Origin of the sequence: Burkholderia seminalis (assembly GCF_001718535.1) — a bacterium.
Taxonomy (GTDB): domain Bacteria; phylum Pseudomonadota; class Gammaproteobacteria; order Burkholderiales; family Burkholderiaceae; genus Burkholderia; species Burkholderia seminalis.
This window is the reverse complement of record NZ_CP013398.1, coordinates 1,378,584-1,401,257: the sequence shown is the minus strand read 5'-3', so window position 1 is coordinate 1,401,257 and position 22,674 is coordinate 1,378,584. Positions and strand designations below refer to the sequence as shown.

General features: G+C 65.8%; 19 protein-coding genes. 1 reads left to right on the top strand and 18 read right to left on the bottom strand.

Going from position 1 to position 22,674, the window contains the following annotated elements:
- Nucleotides 1-35: 35 nt before the first annotated feature.
- From phoR to WJ12_RS06375, 11 genes are all read right to left on the bottom strand, one after another.
- Nucleotides 36-1,355 (bottom strand): phosphate regulon sensor histidine kinase PhoR, encoded by a 1,320-nt coding sequence (gene phoR / locus WJ12_RS06425; RefSeq protein ID WP_059557053.1) that lies wholly within the window; start codon nt 1,353-1,355, stop codon nt 36-38.
- A 57-nt stretch (nt 1,356-1,412) separates the two neighbouring features.
- Entirely contained in the window at nt 1,413-2,114 is a 702-nt protein-coding gene (gene phoB, locus WJ12_RS06420; protein ID WP_006750313.1) for a phosphate regulon transcriptional regulator PhoB, read from the bottom strand.
- Between the two features lie 32 nt (nt 2,115-2,146).
- Nucleotides 2,147-2,851 carry a phosphate signaling complex protein PhoU gene (gene phoU, locus WJ12_RS06415; RefSeq protein WP_034186663.1) on the bottom strand — a complete coding sequence of 235 codons (705 nt, stop codon included), beginning with the start codon at nt 2,849-2,851 and terminating at the stop codon, nt 2,147-2,149.
- Nucleotides 2,852-2,869: 18 nt separating this feature from the next.
- A complete protein-coding gene (pstB, locus tag WJ12_RS06410) occupies nt 2,870-3,718 on the bottom strand; it encodes a phosphate ABC transporter ATP-binding protein PstB (protein WP_034186662.1) in 849 nt (282 codons plus the stop codon).
- Nucleotides 3,719-3,733: 15 nt separating this feature from the next.
- Nucleotides 3,734-4,627 carry a phosphate ABC transporter permease PstA gene (gene pstA / locus WJ12_RS06405; RefSeq protein WP_034186661.1) on the bottom strand — a complete coding sequence of 298 codons (894 nt, stop codon included), beginning with the start codon at nt 4,625-4,627 and terminating at the stop codon, nt 3,734-3,736.
- Nucleotides 4,624-5,607, bottom strand: a complete 984-nt coding sequence (gene pstC / locus WJ12_RS06400) for a phosphate ABC transporter permease PstC (protein WP_059557054.1) — start codon at nt 5,605-5,607, stop codon at nt 4,624-4,626. Before pstC ends, pstA begins: the two co-directional genes overlap by 4 nt.
- A gap of 94 nt (nt 5,608-5,701) precedes the next feature.
- Nucleotides 5,702-6,736 carry a phosphate ABC transporter substrate-binding protein PstS gene (gene pstS / locus WJ12_RS06395; RefSeq protein WP_069245608.1) on the bottom strand — a complete coding sequence of 345 codons (1,035 nt, stop codon included), beginning with the start codon at nt 6,734-6,736 and terminating at the stop codon, nt 5,702-5,704.
- Between the two features lie 463 nt (nt 6,737-7,199).
- Complete coding sequence (glmM, locus tag WJ12_RS06390; protein ID WP_059560538.1) at nt 7,200-8,555, bottom strand: phosphoglucosamine mutase; 1,356 nt, start codon at nt 8,553-8,555, stop codon at nt 7,200-7,202.
- Nucleotides 8,556-8,582: 27 nt separating this feature from the next.
- Nucleotides 8,583-9,392 carry a dihydropteroate synthase gene (gene folP / locus WJ12_RS06385; protein WP_437341336.1) on the bottom strand — a complete coding sequence of 270 codons (810 nt, stop codon included), beginning with the start codon at nt 9,390-9,392 and terminating at the stop codon, nt 8,583-8,585.
- 162 nt (nt 9,393-9,554) lie between these two features.
- On the bottom strand, nt 9,555-11,453 hold the full coding sequence (gene ftsH / locus WJ12_RS06380) for an ATP-dependent zinc metalloprotease FtsH (protein ID WP_034186656.1): 1,899 nt from the start codon (nt 11,451-11,453) through the stop codon (nt 9,555-9,557).
- Between the two features lie 166 nt (nt 11,454-11,619).
- The gene (locus WJ12_RS06375) at nt 11,620-12,282 is read right to left on the bottom strand and encodes an RlmE family RNA methyltransferase (protein WP_034186655.1); all 663 of its coding nucleotides are present in this window, start codon (nt 12,280-12,282) and stop codon (nt 11,620-11,622) included.
- Nucleotides 12,283-12,475: 193 nt separating this feature from the next.
- On the opposite strand from WJ12_RS06375, the gene WJ12_RS06370 reads away from it, so the two are divergent.
- Entirely contained in the window at nt 12,476-13,003 is a 528-nt protein-coding gene (locus tag WJ12_RS06370; protein ID WP_034186654.1) for a YhbY family RNA-binding protein, read from the top strand.
- A gap of 48 nt (nt 13,004-13,051) precedes the next feature.
- Here WJ12_RS06370 and WJ12_RS06365 read toward each other — a convergent pair whose 3' ends face one another.
- The 7 genes from WJ12_RS06365 to WJ12_RS06335 form a co-directional block, all read right to left on the bottom strand.
- Entirely contained in the window at nt 13,052-13,510 is a 459-nt protein-coding gene (locus WJ12_RS06365) for a DUF4149 domain-containing protein (protein WP_034186653.1), read from the bottom strand.
- A gap of 14 nt (nt 13,511-13,524) precedes the next feature.
- On the bottom strand, nt 13,525-14,001 hold the full coding sequence (greA, locus tag WJ12_RS06360) for a transcription elongation factor GreA (protein ID WP_021163362.1): 477 nt from the start codon (nt 13,999-14,001) through the stop codon (nt 13,525-13,527).
- Nucleotides 14,002-14,119: 118 nt separating this feature from the next.
- Nucleotides 14,120-17,374 carry a carbamoyl-phosphate synthase large subunit gene (carB, locus tag WJ12_RS06355; RefSeq protein ID WP_049033904.1) on the bottom strand — a complete coding sequence of 1,085 codons (3,255 nt, stop codon included), beginning with the start codon at nt 17,372-17,374 and terminating at the stop codon, nt 14,120-14,122.
- 49 nt (nt 17,375-17,423) lie between these two features.
- Nucleotides 17,424-18,083, bottom strand: a complete 660-nt coding sequence (gene leuE, locus WJ12_RS06350) for a leucine efflux protein LeuE (protein ID WP_034186651.1) — start codon at nt 18,081-18,083, stop codon at nt 17,424-17,426.
- A gap of 36 nt (nt 18,084-18,119) precedes the next feature.
- Nucleotides 18,120-19,265, bottom strand: a complete 1,146-nt coding sequence (carA, locus tag WJ12_RS06345; RefSeq protein WP_049033901.1) for a glutamine-hydrolyzing carbamoyl-phosphate synthase small subunit — start codon at nt 19,263-19,265, stop codon at nt 18,120-18,122.
- 365 nt (nt 19,266-19,630) lie between these two features.
- Nucleotides 19,631-20,848 carry an MFS transporter gene (locus WJ12_RS06340; RefSeq protein WP_034186649.1) on the bottom strand — a complete coding sequence of 406 codons (1,218 nt, stop codon included), beginning with the start codon at nt 20,846-20,848 and terminating at the stop codon, nt 19,631-19,633.
- A 158-nt stretch (nt 20,849-21,006) separates the two neighbouring features.
- Nucleotides 21,007-22,581 carry a transglycosylase SLT domain-containing protein gene (locus WJ12_RS06335; RefSeq protein WP_034186648.1) on the bottom strand — a complete coding sequence of 525 codons (1,575 nt, stop codon included), beginning with the start codon at nt 22,579-22,581 and terminating at the stop codon, nt 21,007-21,009.
- Nucleotides 22,582-22,674 lie beyond the last annotated feature (93 nt).

The following is a 22,674-nucleotide window of genomic DNA, read 5'->3' as shown; positions in this document are numbered from 1 at the left end:
TGCTCTTTTGTTTCGAACGTCGGAACGCTACGCGGTCACGCCTCGTACGCGGCCGGCCGGATCGCGATGACGCGCGAACCCGGGAACCGCGCGGTGAACGTACTGCCGCGCCCTTCCTCGCTCTGCACGTACAGGTGCGCGTCGTGCCGCTGCAGCACGTGCTTGACGATCGCCAGCCCGAGGCCCGTGCCGCCGGTGTCGCGCGAACGGCTGCGGTCGACGCGGTAGAAGCGCTCGGTGAGCCGCGGCAGGTCGGCGGCCGGAATGCCGAAGCCGCTGTCCGTGACGGAAAACACGCCCTGCACGCCCTCGCGCCGCCACGTGACGACGATCTTGCCGCCTTCCGGCGTATAGCGGATCGCGTTCGTGACGAGGTTCGCGAACGCGCTGAACAGCTCCGTCTGCGCCCCCGTGACGCCGAGCGTCTCGTCGATCATGAACGCGATGTCGTGATGCCCGTTCGACAGCGTCTGCGCATCCTCCTTCAGATGGTCGAACACGGCGCGCATGTCGATCGCGTGATCGAGCGGCGGCTTGCTCTCGCCTTCGAGCTTCGCGAGCACCAGCAGGTCGGTCACGATGTGCCGCATGCGCGACGCCTGCTGCTCCATCATGTCGAGATAACGCGCGCGGTCTTCCTCGTTCAGCGGCAACTCGCGCATCGTCTCGAGAAAGCCCGACAGCACGGTGAGCGGCGTCTTCAGCTCGTGCGACACGTTCGCGACGAAGTCGCGCCGCATCGCGTCGGTGCGTTCGAGCTCGGTGATGTCTTGCGTGAGCAGCAGCTTGCGGTTCTCGCCGTACGGAAACACCTGCACTTCCAGCACGTTCTGCCGCGAGTCGCCCATGCCGCGCATCACGAGCGTCTCGTCGTAAAGCTGCGCATTCAGGTAGCGGACGAAATCGGGATGGCGCACCAGGTTCGTGATGTGCTGGCGCAGATCGCGCTTCGCGTCGAGGCCGAAATGAACCTCGGCGATCGCGTTGCACCACTCGATCTGGTCGTGGTCGTCGAGCATCGCGACGCCATTGGGCGACGCCTGGATCGCCTGGATGAAGCGCGAATGCTGCTGCTCGACCTGCCGCACCTGCGCATGCCACTGCTTCGCGAGTTTGTGCAGGCGATAGTAGATTTCGCCCCAAATGCCCGGCGCGCTCGGCACTTCGCCGTAGACGGGCGCGTCGAGCAGGCGCCACAGACGCTGCGTATGGAAGGTGCTGAAAAAGCCCTGCGCGACCAGCATCACGACCACGAACACGAGGCCCGCGGTCGGGCCGGCGAAAACGCCGACCAATACGCCGATCAGCACGAGCAGCACGAGCGACACCAGAAAGCGCGCCCAGATGATGTTCATGATTCAGCGTCCGAAAGAATGAACGGCATGCCGTGGCACACGGCATGCGCGGATACGTTACGCGTGCTTGGCGAGCCGGTAGCCGCTGCCGCGCACGGTCTCGATCATCGCATCGCAACCGGCCGGTTTCAAGGCCGCGCGCAATCGCTTGATGTGCACGTCGACGGTACGCTCCTCGACGAACACGTGGTCGCCCCATACCTGGTCGAGCAGTTGCGTTCGGCTGTGGACACGCTCCGGATGCGTCATGAAGAAATGCAGCAGGCGGAACTCGGTCGGGCCGAGATCGAGCTTGATCTCGCTGCCATCGCCGTGCGCGGCGACGCGATGCGTGGCCGGGTCGAGGCGCAGCCCGTTGATCGACACGACGTCCTCGGTCAGCTGCGGCGCACGGCGGCGCAGCACGGCCTTGATCCGCGCCATCAGCTCCTTCGGCGAGAACGGCTTCGTCACGTAGTCGTCCGCGCCGATTTCGAGGCCGAGCACCTTGTCCTGCTCGTCGCCGCGGGCAGTCAGCATGATGATCGGGATGTGCTTGGTCCGTTCGTTGTTGCGCAGGTCGCGCGCGAACGCAATACCGGACTTGCCCGGCAGCATCCAGTCGAGCAGCACGAGATCGGGCAGCACATCGCTGATCAGGTTCTGCGCCTGTTCGGCGTTGTACGCACGGATCGGGCAGTGACCGGCGTGCTGGAGATTCACCGAGATCAGTTCGGAAATCGCGGGCTCATCTTCAACGACGAGAATGTTGCTGGGCATCGGCACCTCTGTTTTTCCTGTGCTGGGTCGTATTAACTGTTGGCTTCACGGTCGAGCGTGTCGCGCGGCTGGTGCCGCACGTCCGTGCCCTTCACGATGTAGATGATGAATTCGGCGATGTTCTTCGCGTGGTCGCCGATCCGCTCGATCGCCTTCGCGATGAACAGGTACTCGAGGCCGACCGAGATCGTGCGCGGATCTTCCTGCATGTACGACACGAGCTTGCGCACGAACGCGCGGAATTCCAGGTCGATCTCCTTGTCGTCCTTGACGATCTGCGCGGCCGCGACCGTGTCGAGGCGCGCAAACGCGTCGAGCGCGCGGCGCAGGATCGTCACGGCCATCTCGCCCGACACCTTGATCTCGGCGATGTTGACCGCGCGCGCGGCCGGCTCGTCGACCAGGCGGCGCACGCGCTTGGCGATCTTCTCGGCCTCGTCGCCGGCGCGCTCGAGGTTCGTAATCGTTTTCGAAATCGACATCAAAAGGCGCAGATCGCGCGCGGCCGGCTGCCTCCGCGCGATGATGTTGCCGCACTCCTGGTCGATGTCGACTTCCATCGCGTTCAGCGTTTCCTCGGCCGCGATCACCTTCTCGGCCGTCTCGCGGTCGAACTCGTTCAGCGCGTACATCGCGCCGACGATCTGCGACTCGACGAGGCCGCCCATTTCCAGCACTTTCGACGACACGGCATTCAGGTCCGCATCGAACTGGCTCGACAGATGTTTATCCGACATGGCTGTTGTTCTCCGTCATCAACCGAAACGGCCGGTGATGTAGTCTTCCGTTTCCTTGCGCACCGGCTTGATGAAGATCTTTTCGGTCTCGCCGAACTCGATCAGCTCGCCCAGGTACATGTAGGCCGTGTAATCCGAGCAGCGTGCGGCCTGCTGCATGTTGTGCGTGACGATCACGACCGTGTAGTCGCTCTTCAGCTCCGCGATCAGCTCTTCGATGCGGCCCGTCGAGATCGGGTCGAGCGCCGAGCACGGCTCGTCGAGCAGCAGCACTTCCGGACGGATCGCAATGCCGCGCGCGATGCACAGGCGCTGCTGCTGGCCGCCCGACAGGCCGTAGCCGCTCTGGCCCAGCTTGTCCTTCACTTCGTTCCACAGAGCAGCCTTCGTGAGCGCCCACTCGACGCGGTCGTCCATTTCCGAGCGCGTGAGCTTTTCGAACATCTTCACGCCGAACGCGATGTTGTCGTAGATCGACATCGGGAACGGGGTCGGCTTCTGGAACACCATGCCGATCCGCGCGCGCAGCAGCGAGATATCGCGCTTCGTCGTCAGCAGGTTCTCGCCGTCCATCAGGATTTCGCCTTCGGCGCGCTGCTCCGGGTAGAGCGCGAACATCTTGTTGAACGTGCGCAGCAGCGTCGACTTGCCGCAACCCGACGGGCCGATGAACGCGGTCACCTTGCCGTCCGGAATACGCAGGTTGATGTTCTTCAGCGCATGGAACTTGTTGTAGAAGAAGTTGAGGTTGTTGACCTCGATCTTCGCGTTCAGCGGCGCGAGCGGGCGATCGTTCGCCGCGTCATGCGTGCCGGCCGGCGCAGCGGTGCGCTCGACGGGATTCAGGTGGCTCTCTGCCATATTCATCGGATTGCTCCGCCGTTACTTTTTCGAGAAGATCGAGCGCGCCAGGACGTTGAGTCCTAGCACCCCGAGCGTAATCAGGAACACGCCCGCCCATGCGAGCGACTGCCACTCCGCGAACGGGCTCATCGCGAACTTGTAGATCGTGACCGGCAGGTTCGCCATCGGCTGGCTCATGTCCCACGAGAAGAACTGGTTCGACAGCGCGGTGAACAGCAACGGCGCCGTTTCGCCGGCAATCCGTGCGACCGCGAGCAGCACGCCCGTCACGATCCCGCCGACGGATGCGCGCAGCGTGATCTTCAGCACCATCCGCCACTTCGGCGTACCGAGCGCGAAGGCCGCTTCGCGCAGCGCATTCGGCACGAGCTTCAGCATGTTCTCGGTCGTGCGGATCACGATCGGAATCTGCAGCAGGGCGAGCGCGATGACGCCGGCCCAGCCCGAGAAGCGTCCCGATTTCGCCACGACGATCGCGTACACGAACAGGCCGATGACGATCGACGGCGCCGACAGCAGGATGTCGTTGATGAAGCGGATCGTGCTCGCCAGCAGGTTCTTCTGGCCGTATTCGGCGAGATAAACGCCCGCGAGGATGCCGATCGGCGTGCCGACTAGCGTGCCGAATCCGCACAGCAGCAGGCTGCCGACGATCGCGTTCGCGAGACCGCCGCCTTCCGTGTTCGGCGCCGGCGTCGATTCGGTGAACAGCTGCAGCGACAGGCCGCCGATACCGAGGTGCACCGTCGTGTAGAGAATCCACACGAGCCACAGCAGGCCGAACGCCATCGCGCCGAGCGACGCGGTAAGCGCGATCGCGTTGATCGCCTTGCGCTTGCGCTGCAGGCGGTTGCGCATCGCGTCGAGCACGGCGCCGTCGGCTCCCGGGAAATTCATGATGGGCTCGCTCATTTCTTGCCCTCTCCCTTCTCGAGACGAAGCAGCAGCAGTTTGGAGATGGACAGCACGATGAACGTGATCACGAAGAGAATCAGGCCGAGTTCCATCAGCGCGGACGTATGCAGGCCCGGCTGCGCTTCGGCGAATTCGTTCGCGAGCGCCGACGTGATGCTGTTGCCCGGCGCGAACAGCGATACGCTGTCGAGCAGGTTGGTGTTGCCGATCACGAAGGTCACGGCCATCGTTTCGCCGAGCGCGCGGCCGAGGCCGAGCATCACGCCGCCGATCACGCCGGTCTTCGTGTAGGGCAGCACGACCTTCCACATCACTTCCCAGGTCGTGCAGCCGATCCCGTACGCGGATTCCTTCAGCAGCACGGGCGTGACCTCGAACACGTCGCGCATCACCGACGCGATGTACGGGATGATCATGATCGCGAGGATCACGCCGGCCGCGAGGATGCCGATGCCGATCGGCGGGCCCGCCGTCAGCGGACCGAGCACCCAGACGTCCTTGAACAGGCGGCCGATCGGCTTCTGGAAGTATTCGGCGAAGATCGGCGCGAACACGAGCAGGCCCCACATGCCGTACACGATCGACGGAATCGCGGCGAGCAGCTCGATCGCGATGCCGAGCGGGCGGCGCAGCCAGACGGGCGACAATTCGGTGAGGAACAGTGCGATGCCGAAGCTGACGGGCACCGCGATGACGAGCGCAATGAGCGACGTCACGATCGTGCCGTAGATCGGCACGAGTGCGCCGTAGATGTCCGAGTTGGGATCCCACTCGGATTGCCACAGGAAGCCGAGGCCGAACTTCTCGATGGTCGGCATCGACGCAACGATCAGGGAAACGATGATCCCGCCCAGCAGCAGCAGGGTCACGATCGCGGCGAGCCGAGCGAGGCCGCCGAACAGGACATCCCCGAGACGACCCGGCGCGCGCTGCGCACCGTCGGACGATCGGGAGGACGTGTAGGAAATATCAGACATGGGTGCCTGCTTTTGATCGCCGGGCGCCATGACGCCCGGCTTTACCGCACACACTGCCCGGCCGGCGCGGCCGGGCAGCGAACCGCTGCATTGCTTACTCGGCGGCGACCGACTTGCCCGAAGCGTCCGTCACCTTCGTCTTCCACTGCTTGCGGATTTCCGTCTCGACCGCCGACGGCAGCGAGATGTAGTCGAGGCTGTCGGCAGCCTTCTCGCCGTTCTTGAACGCCCAGCTGAAGAACTTCAGCGTTTCGGCGCCCTGCTCCGGCTTGTCCTGCTTCGCGTGCAGCAGCACGAACGTCGCGCCGACGACCGGCCATGCGTCCTTGCCCGGCTGGTTCGTCAGGATCTGGTAGAACGACTTCGACCAGTTCGCGCCGGCCGCGGCCGCCTTGAACGTTTCCGTCTTCGGCTCGACCACCGTGCCCGTCGAGTTCTTCAGGGCCGTGTAGACCATGTTGTTCTTCTTCGCGTACGCCCATTCGACGTAGCCGATCGCGCCCGGCAGGCGCTGCACGAAGGCCGCGACGCCGTCGTTGCCCTTGCCGCCCGTGCCCGTCGGCCAGTTGACCGTCGTGCCTTCGCCGATCTTCGACTTCCACTCGTCGTTGACCTTCGACAGGTAGTTCGTCCAGATGAAGCTGGTGCCCGAACCGTCAGCGCGGCGAACCACGGCGATGTCCGTATCCGGCAGCTTGACCTTCGGGTTCAGCGCGGCGATCGCCGGGTCGTTCCACTTCTTGATCTTGCCGAGGTAGATGTCGCCGAGCACCGGGCCCGACAGCGTCAGTTCGCCGGCCTTCACGCCCGGCACGTTGACGACCGGCACCACGCCGCCGACCACCGTCGGGAACTGGAACAGGCCTTCCTTCGCAAGCTCTTCATCCTTCAGCGGAGCGTCCGAACCGGCAAAATCGACCGTCTTCGCGATGATCTGCTTCAGGCCGCCCGACGAGCCGATGCCCTGGTAGTTGACCTTCGAACCGCCGGACTGCTGGTAGTCGGCAGCCCATTTCGTATAGATCGGCATCGCGAACGTGCTGCCTGCGCCCGTGATGTCGGCAGCGTGGGCGGCGACGGCGAAAAGCGCGCCAGCCAGGCCGGCAATCGCGGTTTGCATCAATTTCATGAGACCTCCAGTGTGTGAGCGGATGACTACGGCACCGCGAAGGTTAGGGGCTCCTCATGACGGTAATGTGACAATCGATGAAACTGGCGTGACAGTAACATGACTGGTTGAAAGGGAATAGCGAGGGGGCGCGGGCGGCGCCTGGGCGGCACCGGAACGGCCATGGCGGCAAGAATTGCCTGCCTGGCAAGGACCGGGCGGACACCCGATTCGCGGGTGGACCGGCGGATCGCCGCGGGGCGCCGGCGAGGCGGGAAGCCCTGCCGGTGGCGGGCCGGATATCCGGGGTCGGAGGATTTATCTGGTCGGAAGCATGCGCGTGCGGAAACACACGCCCAAAACACATCTATATATCGCAAACCTTTGCGTCTGACGAAATGGCGGCGCCCCGAAGGCGCCGCCTGGTCATTCGTCGGAACGCCGGCGCGCGGGCGACGGGACTGCCGCGCGCCGCCATCCCGCATCAGGTTGTCGCGGCGCGCACCGCGTCGGCGATCGTCTCCGCATGGCGCACCGCGTCGGCCGCCTGCTGCGCCTCGACCATCACGCGCAGCACGGGCTCGGTGCCCGATGCGCGGATCAGCACGCGACCGCTGCCGGCGAGCGCGGCCTCCGCCGCGTCGATCGCCGCGCGAATCGATGCGCTACCCTTCCAGTCGGCACCCGGCTTCATCCGCACGTTGATCAGCTTCTGCGGGAACAGCGTGACGCCGTCGAGCATCTGCGCGAGCGTACGGCCGCCGCGCTTCAGCGCGGCCAGCACGAGCAGCGCCGACACGATGCCGTCGCCGGTCGAATGCCGGTCGAGCGACAGGATGTGGCCCGACCCTTCCGCGCCGAGCTGCCAGCCGTGTTCGCGCAACTGCTCGAGCACGTAGCGGTCGCCGACCGCCGCGCGGACGAACTTCACGCCCTCGCGTTGCAACGCGACTTCGACCGCGAGGTTCGTCATCAGCGTGCCGACCGCGCCGTCGACCTTGCCGTCCGTCGCGATCCGGTCCTTCACGAGCACGTAGAGGAGTTCGTCGCCGTTGTACAGGCGACCGGTCGAATCGACGACCTGCAGGCGGTCCGCATCGCCGTCGAGCGCAATGCCGAGATCGGCGTGGTTCGCCCGCACCGCGCGCACGAGCGCGTCCGGCGCGGTCGCACCGACGCCGTCGTTGATGTTGAAGCCGTTCGGCGCGACGCCGATCGGGATCACGTCCGCGCCAAGCTCGTGGAATACGTGCGGCGCGATCTGGTAGGCGGCGCCGTGCGCGCAATCGATCACGAGCTTCAGCCCGCGCAGGTCGAACGCGGCCGGGAACGTGCTCTTGCAGAACTCGATGTAGCGGCCTGCCGCGTCGTCGAGGCGGCGCGCCTTGCCGAGGCCGTCGGACGACGCGCACTCGAGCGGCTTGTCGAGCCACGCTTCGATCGCGGCTTCCGTGTCGTCGGGCAGCTTGTTGCCGTCAGCCGAGAAAAACTTGATCCCGTTGTCGTGATACGGGTTGTGCGATGCACTGATCACGACACCGGCCGACAGGCGCAGCGCGCGCGTCAGGTACGCGACGCCCGGCGTCGGCATCGGGCCGGCCAGCATCACGTCGACGCCCGCCGCCGAGAAGCCGGCCTCGAGTGCGGCCTCGAGCATGTAGCCCGACACGCGGGTGTCCTTGCCGATCAGCACGGTCGGACGCGCGCCCGCCGCGACGTCGGCCGAACCGGCCAGCACCTTGCCCGCCGCATAACCGAGACGCAACACGAAATCCGGTGTGATGGGTGCCTCGCCCACCGTGCCGCGAATGCCGTCCGTGCCGAAATATCGACGTCCCATGGGATCCTTTCTCCTTCGTCTTTTGACTTATCGTTGCCGCGCGGCTTCGCGCACGGCATTCCACACTTTCAATGCATCGACCGTCGCCGCGACGTCGTGCACGCGCACGATCGCGGCACCGCGCCCGACCGCGCACAACGCGGCGGCCACGCTCGCCGCGACGCGCTCCATCGGCGGCTTGCCGCCGATCACCGCGCCGAGCATCGACTTGCGCGACATGCCCGCGAGTATCGGATATGCCCGTCCGTCGGGCCGCAGGGGCGCCGTGTCCGGCAACGCGGCCAGCAGCGCATAGTTGTCGTCGACGACCGCCTTGCCGAACCCGAAACCGGGATCGACGCAGATCCGCTCCGGGGCAATGCCCGCGTCGCGCAGCGCCTGCGCACGCACGGCGAGAAAATCGCGCACGTCGGTCACCACATCGCCGTAGTCGGGTTCGCCGACCTGCATCGTCTGCGGCTCGCCGAGCATGTGCATCGCGCACAGTCCGCTGTTGCCCTCGCGCACCGCGTCGATCGCGCCTGGCTGGCGGAACCCCCAGATGTCGTTGATCAGGTCCGCGCCGGCGGCCAGCGCCGCGCGCATCACGGCCGGCTTGTATGTGTCGATCGACAGCGGCACGTTCAGCGGCCGCAGCGCCTCGACGAGCGGAATCACGCGCGCCAGCTCCTCGTCGAGCGGCACGGGCGGTGCGCCGGGGCGCGTCGATTCGCCGCCGATGTCGAGGATATCCGCGCCGTCGGCAATCATCCGCTCGGCCTGGCGCAGCGCATCGTCGCGCGCGAGGAAGCGGCCGCCGTCGGAGAACGAATCGGGCGTGGCGTTGAGGATGCCCATCACGAGCGGGCGCTCGAACGTCAGCTCGAAGCGGCCGCACTGGAGGGGCGCGGGAATGAACGGGGACACAGCGGAATCGGACACGAGCGACTGGCGTGGATGAATGCAAAACGGGCCGGTGTGAAGCCACACCAGCCCGTGAACGGTGCTAAAGCGGAGAGATTACGCCGCCGGCGTAGCCGGCGCCGGTGCGTTGCCGGGCTTGACCTCGGCGCTGCTGCCACCGCCCGACGAATCGCCGCCGACCGCCGCCGAGCTCTTCGGCGAACGCGGCGGACGACCTTCCATGATGTCGTTGATCTGATCGGCGTCGATCGTCTCCCACTCCATCAGGGCGGCCGTCATCGCCTCGACCTTGTCGCGGTTCTCCTCGAGCAGACGGCGCGCAAGGCCGTACTGTTCGTCGAGCACGCGACGGATTTCCGAGTCGACCTTCTGCTGCGTCGCTTCCGAAATCGTGCGCGTGAAACCGCGGCCGAACGGCGATGCATCGTTTTCGTCGTCGACGTAGACCATCGGCCCGAGCGCGTCGGTCATGCCGAAACGGGCGACCATCGCACGCGCCGTCTGCGTCGCCTTGTTGAAGTCGTCCGATGCGCCGGTGCTGACGAGGTTCATGAACAGCTCTTCCGCCACGCGACCACCGAACAGGATCGCGAGGCGATCCATCAGGTAGTCCTTCGAGTACGTCTCGTTGTCGTGCTCCGGCAACTGCCACGTGACGCCCAGCGCACGGCCGCGCGGAATGATCGTGACCTTGTGCACGGGGTCGGCCTTCGGCAGCAGCTTCGCGATCACCGCGTGGCCCGACTCGTGATACGCGGTCGCACGCTTCGCTTCCTCGCGGATCACGGCCGACTTGCGCTCCGGACCCATGAAGATCTTGTCCTTCGCGTCCTCGAAGTCCTGCATCTCGACGATGCGCTTGCCGCGGCGGGCGGCGAACAGCGCGGCTTCGTTCACGAGGTTCGCGAGATCGGCGCCGGAGAAGCCCGGCGTGCCGCGTGCGATGACGGCCGCGTCGACGTCGTTCGCGATCGGCACCTTGCGCAGGTGCACGCGCATGATCTGCTCGCGGCCGCGGATGTCCGGCAGGCCGACATAGACCTGGCGGTCGAAACGGCCCGGACGCAGCAGCGCCTTGTCGAGCACGTCGGAACGGTTGGTCGCGGCGATCACGATCACGCCGGAGTTCGCCTCGAAGCCGTCCATCTCGACGAGCATCTGGTTCAGCGTCTGCTCGCGCTCGTCGTTGCCGCCGCCCATGCCGGCGCCGCGATGACGGCCGACCGCGTCGATTTCGTCGATGAACACGATACACGGTGCATGCTTCTTCGCCTGCTCGAACATGTCGCGCACACGGGCCGCACCGACGCCGACGAACATTTCGACGAAGTCCGAACCCGAGATGCTGAAGAACGGCACCTTCGCTTCACCGGCGATCGCGCGGGCCAGCAGCGTCTTGCCGGTACCCGGCGGGCCGACCAGCAGCACGCCGCGCGGAATGCGGCCGCCCAGCTTCTGGAATTTCTGCGGATCGCGCAGGAAGTCGACGAGCTCGGACACTTCTTCCTTCGCTTCGTCGCAGCCCGCGACGTCGGAGAAGTTCACCGCGTTGTTGTTCTCGTCGATCAGCCGCGCACGCGATTTCCCGAACGAGAATGCGCCGCCTTTGCCGCCTCCCTGCATCTGCCTCATCATGTAGAACCAGAACACGATGATCAGGATCGTCGGCCCGAGGTAGTACAGCGCGGACATCAGCGCGTTCGGCTCGTCGTCGGCCTTGCCGCTGACCTGCACGCCGTACTTCATCAGATCGCCGACCATCCAGATGTCGCCGGGCGACACGATCTGGTATTTCTGGCCATCAGCCGGAGTGACGGTGAGGTTGCGCCCCTGAACGATGACGTTCTTGACCTTGCCGTTCTTGGCGTCGTCCATGAACTGCGAATAGGACACGCCTTCCTGGACGCGGGGCTTGTCGAACTGCTTGAACACCGTAAACAGCACCAGTGCGATCACCAGCCACACCGCTGCCTTCGAAAACATATTGTTGTTCAAAGCACCACTCCTTCACTCGTAGACGAGCGCCTACATTTTCCTTGCGGCGCCCCTCGGTCATTCTAATCCAGTCCGACCACCCCCGCCATAAGCATTGACAACCGCCGCGATAGCGCTTCGCTTGTCTGGCAAGGGCCGGAGCCCGTTTGCGGTATCCCGCTCCGCGTCACCGCGGATGCTTCAGATGCCGACCCAAAATGAACGTTTCGGACGATTTGTCGCGGGACGCCTTCGGCTTGCGCGGCGCGACGGTCTTAAACTGCTGTTTGAATTTCTCGACGATCTGGCTGTAGCCGCTGCCGTGAAAGCACTTCACGAGCAGCGCACCGTCCGGCTTCAGATGATTCTGCGCGAATTCGAGCGCCAGATCGCAGAGATGCTCGATGCGCGCCGCGTCTGCCGAGGCCACGCCGGAGAGGTTGGGGGCCATGTCGGAAATAACAAGGTCCACCGCGCGCCCTTCGAGCACTTCCTCGAGCTGGTGAAGGACATCGTCCTCGCGGAAGTCGCCCTGGAGAAAGTGGACGTCGGCGATCGGCTCCATCGGCAGGATGTCGAGCGCCACGATCGTGCCGTCGATGCCGCCTTCGCGCTCCGCGTCACGCTTCTTGCCCTGCGCGAGCTTGTTGCGGGCATACTGGCTCCAGCTGCCCGGCGTCGCGCCGAGGTCGACGATCACCTGGCCCGGACGGATCAGCTTGTCCTGCTCGTCGATTTCCTTCAGCTTGTACGCGGCGCGCGCGCGATAGCCCTCCCGCTGCGCCATTTTGACGTACGGGTCGTTGATGTGGTCGTGCAGCCAGTGCTGGTTGAAGCGGTTTTTTGCCATTCGAGAGAGAGATTGCTGCCAATTGCTTCGTGAAGCCGCGCTTTTAGCGGATAATACGCGTCTTCTTCGCGCGGCTGCGGCCCCTTTTCAGGCCCAAGCCGCGATTTTACGTGGTTTCGGCGCACGGCTGACGCGGTAACTTCCCGCGATCGCCATTCAGTCAGCGCGCCCTTATTTAGATTTCGACATTCCCATGCCCGCCCTTTCGCTTTCTCCCGCCGAGCGCTCCGCGCTGCGCTCCCAGGCCCATGCGCTCAAGCCCGTCGTGCTGATCGGCGCCGAAGGGCTGACCGACGCCGTGCTGAAGGAAATCAAGGTGCACCTCAACGCGCACCAGCTGATCAAGATCCGCGTGTTCGGCGACGAACGCGACGAGCGCATCGCGATCTACGACGAGATCTGCGACCGCCTGAGCGCCGCGCCGATCCAGCACATCGGCAAGCTGCTGGTGATCTGGAAGCCCGAAGCCGCCGCGGCGGCCCCGGCCCGCGGCCGTCGTGCCGGCACGCTGCCGAGCGCGGCCGAAGCCGCCGACGACAGGAAAGGCCGCGCACCGCGCACCGTCAAGGTCGTCAAGGTGTCGCCGAACGCGAGCCCCGTGCGTCGCCCGAAGCCGACGAAGGTCGTCGTGCGCGGCAACGAGCGCGTGACGGCCGGCGGCAACGTGAAGCGGGCGAAAAAGCGCCAGGCCAGCACCAAGCGGCCGTTCCAGGACAAGTAATCACGCATGCGGCACGGGCCATCCCGTGCCGCGCTGCCCGCGCGGCGCTCAGGCGTCGCGTGCCGGCAGACGCCAGATCAGCATCAGCCCCAGCACGCTCTCGACGAGGTAGAACACGCTCGAGACGCCGTGCAGCATCCCGAAGCGGCTTGCATATGGCGAATTCGCGATATCGGTGCCCGCCTCCATCGCGGCCACCCGCAGCGCGTTCATGAACGGCTGCAGCGCAAAATACCCGACCAGCACGCACCCGACCATCGCGGCGACGACCCAGCGCACGCGGCGATATTCGCTGCTGCCGCGCCGCACCTGCTGGTTCGACAGCGCGAGCAGCAGCACGCCGCACACGACGCCGAGGATCGCCTCGATACGGAACAGCTGGGCGGCGACCGAACCGGCCGTCATCCGCTCCAGCGTCTTGAACAATACGGGCGCGACCGCATACCCGATCGTCAGCAGGCTGCCAACCCACACGGCCGACAGCAGGCGGAACACGCGATGCGGCATCACGTCGCCCCGCTTCAGATGTAGCTGACCGAGATGATTTCGTACTCGCGCACGCCGCTCGGCGCCTGCACGGCCGCGACGTCGCCTTCGGACTTGCCGATCAGCGCGCGCGCGATCGGCGAGCTGACCGAGATCAGGCCGTGATCGATGTCGGCTTCGTCGTCGCCGACGATCTGGTACTTGACGGTGTCGCCCGATTCGAGATCCTCGAGCTCGACGGTCGACGCGAAGACCACGCGGCCTTCCGCGTCGAGCACGGTGGGATCGATGACCTGCGCGGCCGACAGCTTCGATTCGATTTCCGCGATACGACCCTCGATGAAGCCCTGCTTTTCCTTCGCGGCATCGTATTCGGCGTTTTCGGACAGGTCGCCCTGTGCGCGGGCCTCCGCGATCGCGTTGATCACGGCCGGCCGCTCGACGGACTTGAGGCGCTGCAATTCATCGCGCAGTTGCTCCGCGCCACGCTTTGTCAACGGAATGGTGCTCATAAACGGCTCAATCGCTAAAAACGGCTTTAAAAAAAATCACCGCGATTAAGCGCGTTTCCGATGCACTGGAAACACCGCCTAATCGCGGCACGTGTTGCTTCGACAGGTAACTGACTGCTTAGTTTAGGCGAGCGTGAAGACCTTGTAAATCATAGACTTCCAGATCCTTCAGGTAGCGCAAGCCTTCGACGGCCGCGCGCGCGCCCGACATCGTCGTGTAGTACGTGACCTTGTGCGCCTGCGCGCTCATGCGGATCGAACGCGAATCGGCGATCGCCTGGCGCGTCTCGTCGACGGTCGTGAACACGAGGGCGATCTCGCCGTTCTTGATCATGTCGACGATGTGCGGACGGCCGTCCTTCACCTTGTTCACGACCTTCACCGGCACGCCAGCCGCTTCGATCGCGGCAGCCGTCCCCTTCGTCGCGACGATCGGGTAGCCGAGGTCGTGCAGCATGCGCGCGACTTCGACGGCCTTCGGTTTATCCGCGTCCATCACGGTCAGCAGCACCGTGCCCGACTCCGGCAGGCGCGAGCCGGCCGCGAGCTGCGACTTGAACAGCGCTTCGCCGAACGTCTGGCCGACGCCCATCACTTCGCCGGTCGAGCGCATTTCAGGCCCGAGGACCGGATCGACGGTCGGGAACTTGACGAACGGGAACACGGCCTCCTTCACGCTGAAGTACGGCGGCTCGACTTCCTTCGTCACGCCCTGCTGCGCGAGCTTCTGGCCGACCATCGCGCGCGCCGCGATCTTCGCGAGCGGCAGGCTGGTCGCCTTCGACACGTACGGCACCGTGCGCGATGCGCGCGGGTTCACTTCCAGCACGTAGATGATGTCCTGCTTCGAACCGTCCGCCTGCGGCACCTGCTGGATCGCGAACTGCACGTTCATCAGGCCGACCACGTTCAGCGCCTTCGCCATCGCGCCCGTCTGGCGCTTCAGCTCGGCCACGGTTTCCTTCGACAGCGAGTACGGCGGCAGCGAGCATGCCGAGTCGCCCGAGTGGACGCCCGCCTGCTCGATGTGCTCCATCACGCCGCCGATAAACACGGCTTCGCCGTCGCAGATGCAGTCGACGTCGCATTCGATCGCGTCGTTCAGGAAGCGGTCGAGCAGCACCGGCGAATCGTTCGACACCTTCACGGCCTCGCGCATGTAGCGCTCGAGGTCGCGCGGCTCGTGGACGATTTCCATCGCGCGGCCGCCCAGCACGTACGACGGGCGCACGACGAGCGGGTAGCCGATTTCGTCCGCGAGCGCGAGCGCTTCTTCTTCGGCGCGCGCGGTGCGGTTCGGCGGCTGGCGCAGGCCGAGGTCCTGCAGCAGCTTCTGGAAGCGCTCGCGGTCTTCGGCCGCATCGATCATGTCCGGCGACGTGCCGACGATCGGCACGCCGTGCGCCTCGAGGTCGAGCGCGAGCTTCAGCGGCGTCTGGCCGCCGTACTGGACGATCACGCCGACCGGCTTTTCCTTGTCGACGATCTCGAGCACGTCTTCGAGCGTCAGCGGCTCGAAGTACAGGCGGTCGGACGTGTCATAGTCGGTCGACACCGTTTCCGGGTTGCAGTTGACCATGATCGTTTCGTAGCCGTCCTCGCGCATCGCGAGCGCCGCGTGCACGCAGCAGTAGTCGAACTCGATGCCCTGGCCGATCCGGTTCGGGCCGCCGCCCAGCACCATGATCTTCTTGTTGGTGGTCGGCTGCGCCTCGCACTCTTCCTCGTAGGTCGAGTACATGTACGCCGTCTTCGTCGCGAATTCGGCCGCGCAGGTGTCGACGCGCTTGTAGACCGGGCGCACGTTCAGTTCGATACGACGCTTGCGCACGTCTTCCGGCGTCGCGCCGAGCAGCTTCGCGAGGCGGCGGTCGGAGAAGCCGCTCTGCTTCAGGTAGCGCAGCTCGTCGAACGTCAGCGACGCGAGCGTGCGGCCCGACAGCGCCTTTTCCTTCAGGATGATCTGCTCGATCTGCTCGAGGAACCACGGGTCGATCGCGGTTTCCGCGAAGATTTCCTCGGCCGTCATGCCGATGCGGAATGCGTCGCCCACGTACCAGATGCGGTCCGGGCCCGGCTCGTGGATCTCGATCGCGATCTCGTCGCGGTTGGTCGACTTCTCGTCGAGACCGTCGACGCCGACCTCGAGGCCGCGCAGCGCCTTCTGGAACGATTCCTGGAACGTGCGGCCGATCGCCATCACTTCGCCGACCGACTTCATCTGCGTGGTGAGGCGCGAATCGGCTTCACGGAACTTCTCGAACGCGAAACGCGGGATCTTCGTGACGACGTAGTCGATCGTCGGCTCGAACGACGCCGGCGTCTGGCCACCGGTGATTTCGTTCTTCAGCTCGTCGAGCGTGTAGCCGACCGCCAGCTTCGCGGCGACCTTCGCGATCGGGAAGCCCGTCGCCTTCGATGCGAGCGCCGACGAACGCGACACGCGCGGGTTCATTTCAATGACGACCATGCGGCCGTCCTTCGGGTTGATCGAGAACTGCACGTTCGAGCCGCCGGTGTCGACGCCGATCTCGCGCAGCACCGCGAGCGATGCGTTGCGCAGGATCTGGTATTCCTTGTCGGTAAGCGTCTGCGCCGGCGCGACCGTGATCGAATCGCCGGTGTGCACGCCCATCGGGTCGAGGTTCTCGATCGAGCAGACGATGATGCAGTTGTCGGCGCGGTCGCGCACGACTTCCATCTCGTATTCCTTCCAGCCGAGCAGCGACTCTTCGATCAGCAGCTCGCGCGTGGGCGACAGGTCGAGACCGCGCTTGCAGATCTCCTCGAACTCCTCGCGGTTGTACGCGATGCCGCCGCCCGAGCCGCCGAGCGTGAACGACGGACGGATCACGACCGGGTAGCCGCTGCCGCCGGTGCCGGCCATGATCTCGGCATGCACCTGGGTCGCCTCTTCCATCGAGTGCGCGATGCCCGACTTCGCGGAGCCGAGACCGATCTTGGTCATCGCTTCCTTGAACTTCTGGCGGTCTTCCGCCTTGTCGATCGCTTCCGGCGACGCGCCGATCAGCTCGACGCCGAACTTCTCGAGCACGCCGTGGTGATGCAGGTCGAGCGCGCAGTTCAGCGCTGTCTGGCCGCCCATCGTCGGCAGGATCGCGTCCGGGCGCTCCTTCTCGATGATGCGTGCGACGACTTCCCACGTGATCGGCTCGATGTAGGTCACGTCGGCCGTGTTCGGGTCGGTCATGATCGTCGCCGGGTTGCTGTTGACGAGAATGACCTTGTAGCCCTCCTCACGCAACGCCTTGCAAGCCTGCGCGCCCGAGTAGTCGAACTCGCACGCCTGGCCGATGATGATCGGGCCGGCGCCGATGATGAGGATGCTCTTGATGTCTGTGCGTTTTGGCATGGCTTGTGAATTCAATAAGTAATCGTTGTCGTGGGTCGGCCGGCAGCGCTCAGCTCATGGTCGCGAGCGCAAGCTTCACCGAGAAACCGATGAACAGGCCGCCCACGCTGCTCGCCGCGCCTGCCGCAAGCTTGCGGCGGCGGCGGAAATGCTCGGCGAGCCGCGCGCCCGCGAAGATCAGCGTGCTCAGGTACAGGAAGCTCGCGCATTGCGCGATCGCCCCGAGCACGACGAACGACAGCGCGGGATGCGGAAATGCCGGGTCGACGAACTGGATGAAGAACGAGATGAAGAACAGGATCGCCTTCGGATTCAGCAGGCTCACGATCAGCGCTTTCCGGAAGGGCCGCTCGCCGTCAACCGCCTGCGGCGCATCGACCGGTGCGTCGCCGCGCGCGCGCAGCTTGCGCCACGCGCTGCGCAGCATCCCGGTGCCGATGTACAGCAGATACGCGGCGCCGCCGTACTTGACGACGGAGAACAGCAGCGGGTTCGCCTTCAGCAGCGACGCGACGCCCGCGGCGGACAGCACCATCAGCACCGTATCGCCGACGAACACGCCGCAGGCCGCGCGGTAGCCGGCCTTCACGCCGCGCTGCGCCGCCAGCGACAGCACGTACATCGAGTTCGGTCCCGGCAGCAGGATGATGAAGATCACGCCGAACACGTAGGTCCAGATATCCGTGATGCCGAGTGCGTGGCCGAACATGATGTGAATCTCCCGTCCTTCGGTTGCGTCAGTGACTTAGGCGTTGCGCTGTTTCGCCGCGTCCATCAGCGCGGTGAAACGGTCGAACAGGTAGCCGATGTCGTGCGGGCCGGGCGACGCTTCCGGGTGGCCCTGGAAGCAGAATGCCGGCTTGTCGGTCAGCTCGAAGCCCTGCAGCGTGCCGTCGAACAGCGACACGTGCGTCACGCGCGCATTGGCCGGCAGCGAATCGGCGTCGACCGCGAAGCCGTGGTTCTGCGACGTGATCACGACACGGCCGTCGCCGAGATCCTTCACCGGATGGTTCGCGCCGTGGTGGCCCGTCTTCATCTTCAGCGTCTTCGCGCCGACCGCGAGGCCCATGATCTGGTGGCCCAGGCAGATGCCGAAGGTCGGCACCCCGCGCGCGATGAATTCCTTCGTGGCGGCGATCGCGTAATCGCAGGGCTCCGGATCGCCGGGGCCGTTCGACAGGAAGATGCCGTCCGGATTCAGCGCGAGCGCATCGGCCGCGCTCGCCTGCGCCGGCAGCACCGTCACGTGGCAGCCGCGCTCCGCGAGCATGCGCAGGATGTTGTACTTGACGCCGAAATCGTACGCGACGACGCGATACTTCGGCGCTTCCTGCATGCCGTAGCCGCCTTCGAGGCGCCATTCGGTCTGCTTCCACTCGAACGGCTTCGTGGTCGACACGACCTTCGCGAGGTCCATGCCCGCGAGGCCCGGGAACGAGCGCGCGAGCTCGATCGCCTTCGCTGCGTCGTCCGAGCCGGTCAGGATGCAGCCGTTCTGCGCGCCCTTGTCGCGCAGGATGCGGGTCAGCTTGCGGGTGTCGATGCCGGCGATCGCGACGACGCCTTCGTCGCGCAGGTAGTCGCCGAGCGTGCGGTCCATGCGGAAATTCGACGCGAGCGTGGGCAGATCACGGATGATCAGGCCGGCGGCATGGACTTTCGTGGCTTCGACGTCTTCGGCGTTGACGCCGACGTTGCCGATATGCGGGTAGGTGAGCGTGACGATCTGGCGCGAGTAGCTCGGGTCAGTCAGGATTTCCTGATAGCCGGTGATCGCGGTATTGAACACGACTTCGCCGATCGTGTGGCCTTCGGCCCCGATCGAATAACCACGAAAGACCGTGCCGTCGGCGAGTGCAAGCAAGGCGGGAGAAAAAGACGGCAACACGGGAGGCTCCTTGGGGAACACCCTGCTGCCGACCTGTTTACCCTGCCGCGCGAGCGCCGCGCTGCGTGGGCGCGCGTGGTCGCTTGCTGGACGCGGCCTGCGTTGTCGAGTCGCGAACCCGGCGCGTGGCGCACGAGGCTTCGCGGCATCGCCCGGCAGGCGGCGTGCGGCGGATGAACGGGATGAAAGAGGTAGGCGCTAGGGTGCGAGGTTGATCAGCACAAACTTTCAAATTATAGCCTGAAAATGGCCCTATCTTCAATGGATATGGCCGTCCGATCGTACGCGCGCCGCGCCCTGCCGCACGGCGCGGCGCGCTGCGGCCCCGTTTCCAGGACCGCCCTACCCGCCAGCGTACCGCCGGATCAGTGCGCTTGGCCAGCGCCGCGCGCGGGCCACACGTACCAGGCCGCACTCGCGAGCTGCAGCGCGAGCAACACGCCCCACGCGGTGAAGTGCGCGGCCGCCGGATAACGGCCGTCGACCGCCGGCCAGTGCGACAGCACCGCGCCGACGCCGATCTGGAACGCGAAGATCAGCAGGAAGATCACGAGCGTGAGCGTCGTGTTCGCGCGGCCGATCAGATGCGCGGGAAAGTGTCCGGCCATCACCGCGTAGGTCAGGATGCCGACGCCGCCAAACATCCCGTATGCCGCCCACAGCGCGGCCGGCGGCAGCGGCACGCGCGCGACAATCGCCAGTTGCGTCGCGACGAACAGCGCCATGCCGACGCCGCAGAACGCGTAGACCGACACGCCGCGCCGCTCGAGCACGCGCGCGGCCGCGCCGAAGCCGACGCAGCCGGCCATCATCGCGAAGCCGAGCACCGACACGAGGCGCGCGGCATGCGCCGCATCGAAACCGGCGACATCGCGCAGATACGGCCCGACCCACAGCGACTGCATCGCGTAGAACACGCCCTGCGTGACGACGGAGAATGACGAGATCTTCCAGAACGCGCGGCTGCTCAGGATGTGCCACGTGCCCTTGAACTGGCTGACGAGGCCGCCCTGGTGGCGCGCCTGCTTCGCCTCGGGCGCACCGAAGCCGATCGACGCCGCGACGGCCACCGTCAGCACCGCGAGGCCGAAACAGATCGCGCGCCAGCTCGCCCAGCCGAGCAGCCAGGTCAGCGGCGAGCCGACCATCACGCCGCCAAGGCCGCCCACGGCCATCACGAGGCCGTTGACGAGCGGCAGCCGGCCGACGGGGAAATGCTGCGCGAGTGCCTTGAATGCCGCGCCGAGACATACCGATACGCCGACGCCGATCAGCAGCCGGCCGATCATCATCGTGCCGAGGCCGTGCGCGGCGCCGAACACGGCCGCACCGGCCGCCGCGAACAGCAGCATGCCGGCCGTCACGCGACGCGGGCCGAAGTGGTCGAGCATCACGCCGGCCGGAATCTGCGCGCCCGCGAAGCCGAGGAAATAGAGGCTGGTCAGCAGGCCGAGATCGGCGGCCGACAGCCCGAGCTCGTGCGTGACGAACGGCGCGAAGCCCAGATTGACGCCGCGAAACACGTACGACACAAAATACCCGACCGAAAACAGCGCGAGCACCCTCACCTGCACCGACGACATCACTTCCCCTCGTTATATGAAGACATCCGAAACGGCGCCCTCGCACCGCGCACAAACGAAAACGCCGTCACCTCGGTGACGGCGCTTCGTCGCATTTCGTCGGATGATAGCGCAATCGCGCGAACCCGACCGGCCGCCCGCTGCGCGGGGCAGCCGCGTTACTTCTTCTTGCCCTTGTGTGCCGCGGCCTTGGCCGGCGCGGCCTTCGCGGGCGCCGCCTTCGCCGACCTGGCGGCCGGCTTTGCCGCACCGCGCTTCGCGCCGTGCGACTTGCCGCCCACCGCGAGGCTTGCACGCTCGATGTGCGCCCCGGCGGACGACGTCGCGATCCGCTCCGGGCCGGGTTCCGCCGGCACCGAACGGCCGACCGGCACGTGCAGCACGAGCGCCTGGCCCGGCATCGCGAGATCGCGGTGCGTGCGGTTCCACGCCTTCAACTGACCGACCGACACGCCGTAGCGGCCGGCGATCGCCGCCATCGACTGCTTGCGGCGCACGCGGATCAGCATCTTGCGCGTGTCGGGTACGTCCGGTTCCATCGCGAGCGCGCCGTTTTCGGCGACGTCGGCGCTGATGTCCTCGTCATCGTCGTCGCCGCGCGGCACGACGATCGTCGAGCCCGGCTTCAGGCGCATGCCGGCCGGAATCTTGTTGACCGACATCAGCGTATCGGCGTCCACGCCGATCTTCTCGGCGATCGCGGCCGGGCGCGCGCGCTCGCTCACCGTATAGGTGGTCCACGTCGACAGTTGGCCGTTGTAGGTCTTCAGGTTCTTCTCGAACGCCGACGCGTTGTCGAACGGCAGCAGGATCTGCGGCTCGGTCGCCCCGAGGATCACCGGCTTCGAGAACGACGGGTTCAGCGAGCGGAACTCGTCGAGCGACAGGTTCGCGAGCTTCGCGGCAACCGCGACGTCGATGTCGCGCGCGGTCGTGACCGTCACGAAATACGGGTGGTTCGGGATGTCCGGCAGCGTCAGGCCATACTGCTGCGGGCTCGCGATGATGTTCTTCACCGCCTGCAGCTTCGGCACGTAGTTGCGCGTCTCGTTCGGCATCCGCAGGTTCTGGTAGTCGGTCGGCAGGCCGGCCGCCTGGTTGCGCGCGATCGCGCGCTGCACGTTGCCCTCGCCCCAGTTGTACGCGGCCAGCGCCAGATACCAGTCGCCGAACATGTCATGCAGGCGCGACAGGTAGTCGAGCGCGGCGCTCGTCGACGCGAGCACGTCGCGGCGCTCGTCCTGCCACATGTTGCGCTTCAGGTTGTACGTGCGGCCCGTGCCGGGCATGAACTGCCACATGCCGGCCGCCTTCGCGACCGACAGCGCCTGCGGGTTGTACGCGGACTCGATGAACGGCAGCAGCGCGAGCTCGGTCGGCATGTGACGCGCCTCGAGCTCCTCGACGATGTGATACAGGTACTTCTGCGAGCGCTCGGTCATGCGCTGCACGTAATCCGGACGCTGCGTGTACCAGGTCGTCTGCATGTCGACGAGGTCGCTCTGCAGGTCGGGCATCTGGAAGCCGCGGCGGATGCGCCCCCACAGATCGGAGTCGGCACTGGTCAGGTCGCCGACGGATTGCTTGTCGACGTCGACAGTTTCTTTGGCGGTGGCTGATTTACGGAGGTAGTTGGACGTCGCCTGCGAATCGGCGGCGTTGTTGGCGACAGGCGCCTGGCTCGCACAAGCGGCGAGTAGCAGGACCACCATCGCACTCAATATAAGTCGCATGAAAATCTCGGCTTCCGACGGCTGGAAATTGCAGGCGATACTACGGAAGTGCGTGCTTCACGTCAATAAAAACACCGAAAACTCAGCGAAATC

What these genes read in the sequence shown, in the direction of transcription:
- phoR (WP_059557053.1), bottom strand. Translation starts at nt 1,355, where the DNA reads ATGAACATCATCTGGGCGCGCTTTCTGGTGTCGCTCGTGCTGCTCGTG.
- phoB (WP_006750313.1), bottom strand. Translation starts at nt 2,114, where the DNA reads ATGCCCAGCAACATTCTCGTCGTTGAAGATGAGCCCGCGATTTCCGAA.
- phoU (WP_034186663.1), bottom strand. Translation starts at nt 2,851, where the DNA reads ATGTCGGATAAACATCTGTCGAGCCAGTTCGATGCGGACCTGAATGCC.
- pstB (WP_034186662.1), bottom strand. Translation starts at nt 3,718, where the DNA reads ATGAATATGGCAGAGAGCCACCTGAATCCCGTCGAGCGCACCGCTGCG.
- pstA (WP_034186661.1), bottom strand. Translation starts at nt 4,627, where the DNA reads ATGAGCGAGCCCATCATGAATTTCCCGGGAGCCGACGGCGCCGTGCTC.
- pstC (WP_059557054.1), bottom strand. Translation starts at nt 5,607, where the DNA reads ATGTCTGATATTTCCTACACGTCCTCCCGATCGTCCGACGGTGCGCAG.
- pstS (WP_069245608.1), bottom strand. Translation starts at nt 6,736, where the DNA reads ATGAAATTGATGCAAACCGCGATTGCCGGCCTGGCTGGCGCGCTTTTC.
- glmM (WP_059560538.1), bottom strand. Translation starts at nt 8,555, where the DNA reads ATGGGACGTCGATATTTCGGCACGGACGGCATTCGCGGCACGGTGGGC.
- folP (WP_437341336.1), bottom strand. Translation starts at nt 9,392, where the DNA reads ATGGGCATCCTCAACGCCACGCCCGATTCGTTCTCCGACGGCGGCCGC.
- WJ12_RS06375 (WP_034186655.1), bottom strand. Translation starts at nt 12,282, where the DNA reads ATGGCAAAAAACCGCTTCAACCAGCACTGGCTGCACGACCACATCAAC.
- WJ12_RS06370 (WP_034186654.1), top strand. Translation starts at nt 12,476, where the DNA reads ATGCCCGCCCTTTCGCTTTCTCCCGCCGAGCGCTCCGCGCTGCGCTCC.
- WJ12_RS06365 (WP_034186653.1), bottom strand. Translation starts at nt 13,510, where the DNA reads ATGCCGCATCGCGTGTTCCGCCTGCTGTCGGCCGTGTGGGTTGGCAGC.
- greA (WP_021163362.1), bottom strand. Translation starts at nt 14,001, where the DNA reads ATGAGCACCATTCCGTTGACAAAGCGTGGCGCGGAGCAACTGCGCGAT.
- carB (WP_049033904.1), bottom strand. Translation starts at nt 17,374, where the DNA reads ATGCCAAAACGCACAGACATCAAGAGCATCCTCATCATCGGCGCCGGC.
- leuE (WP_034186651.1), bottom strand. Translation starts at nt 18,083, where the DNA reads ATGTTCGGCCACGCACTCGGCATCACGGATATCTGGACCTACGTGTTC.
- WJ12_RS06340 (WP_034186649.1), bottom strand. Translation starts at nt 20,848, where the DNA reads ATGTCGTCGGTGCAGGTGAGGGTGCTCGCGCTGTTTTCGGTCGGGTAT.
- WJ12_RS06335 (WP_034186648.1), bottom strand. Translation starts at nt 22,581, where the DNA reads ATGCGACTTATATTGAGTGCGATGGTGGTCCTGCTACTCGCCGCTTGT.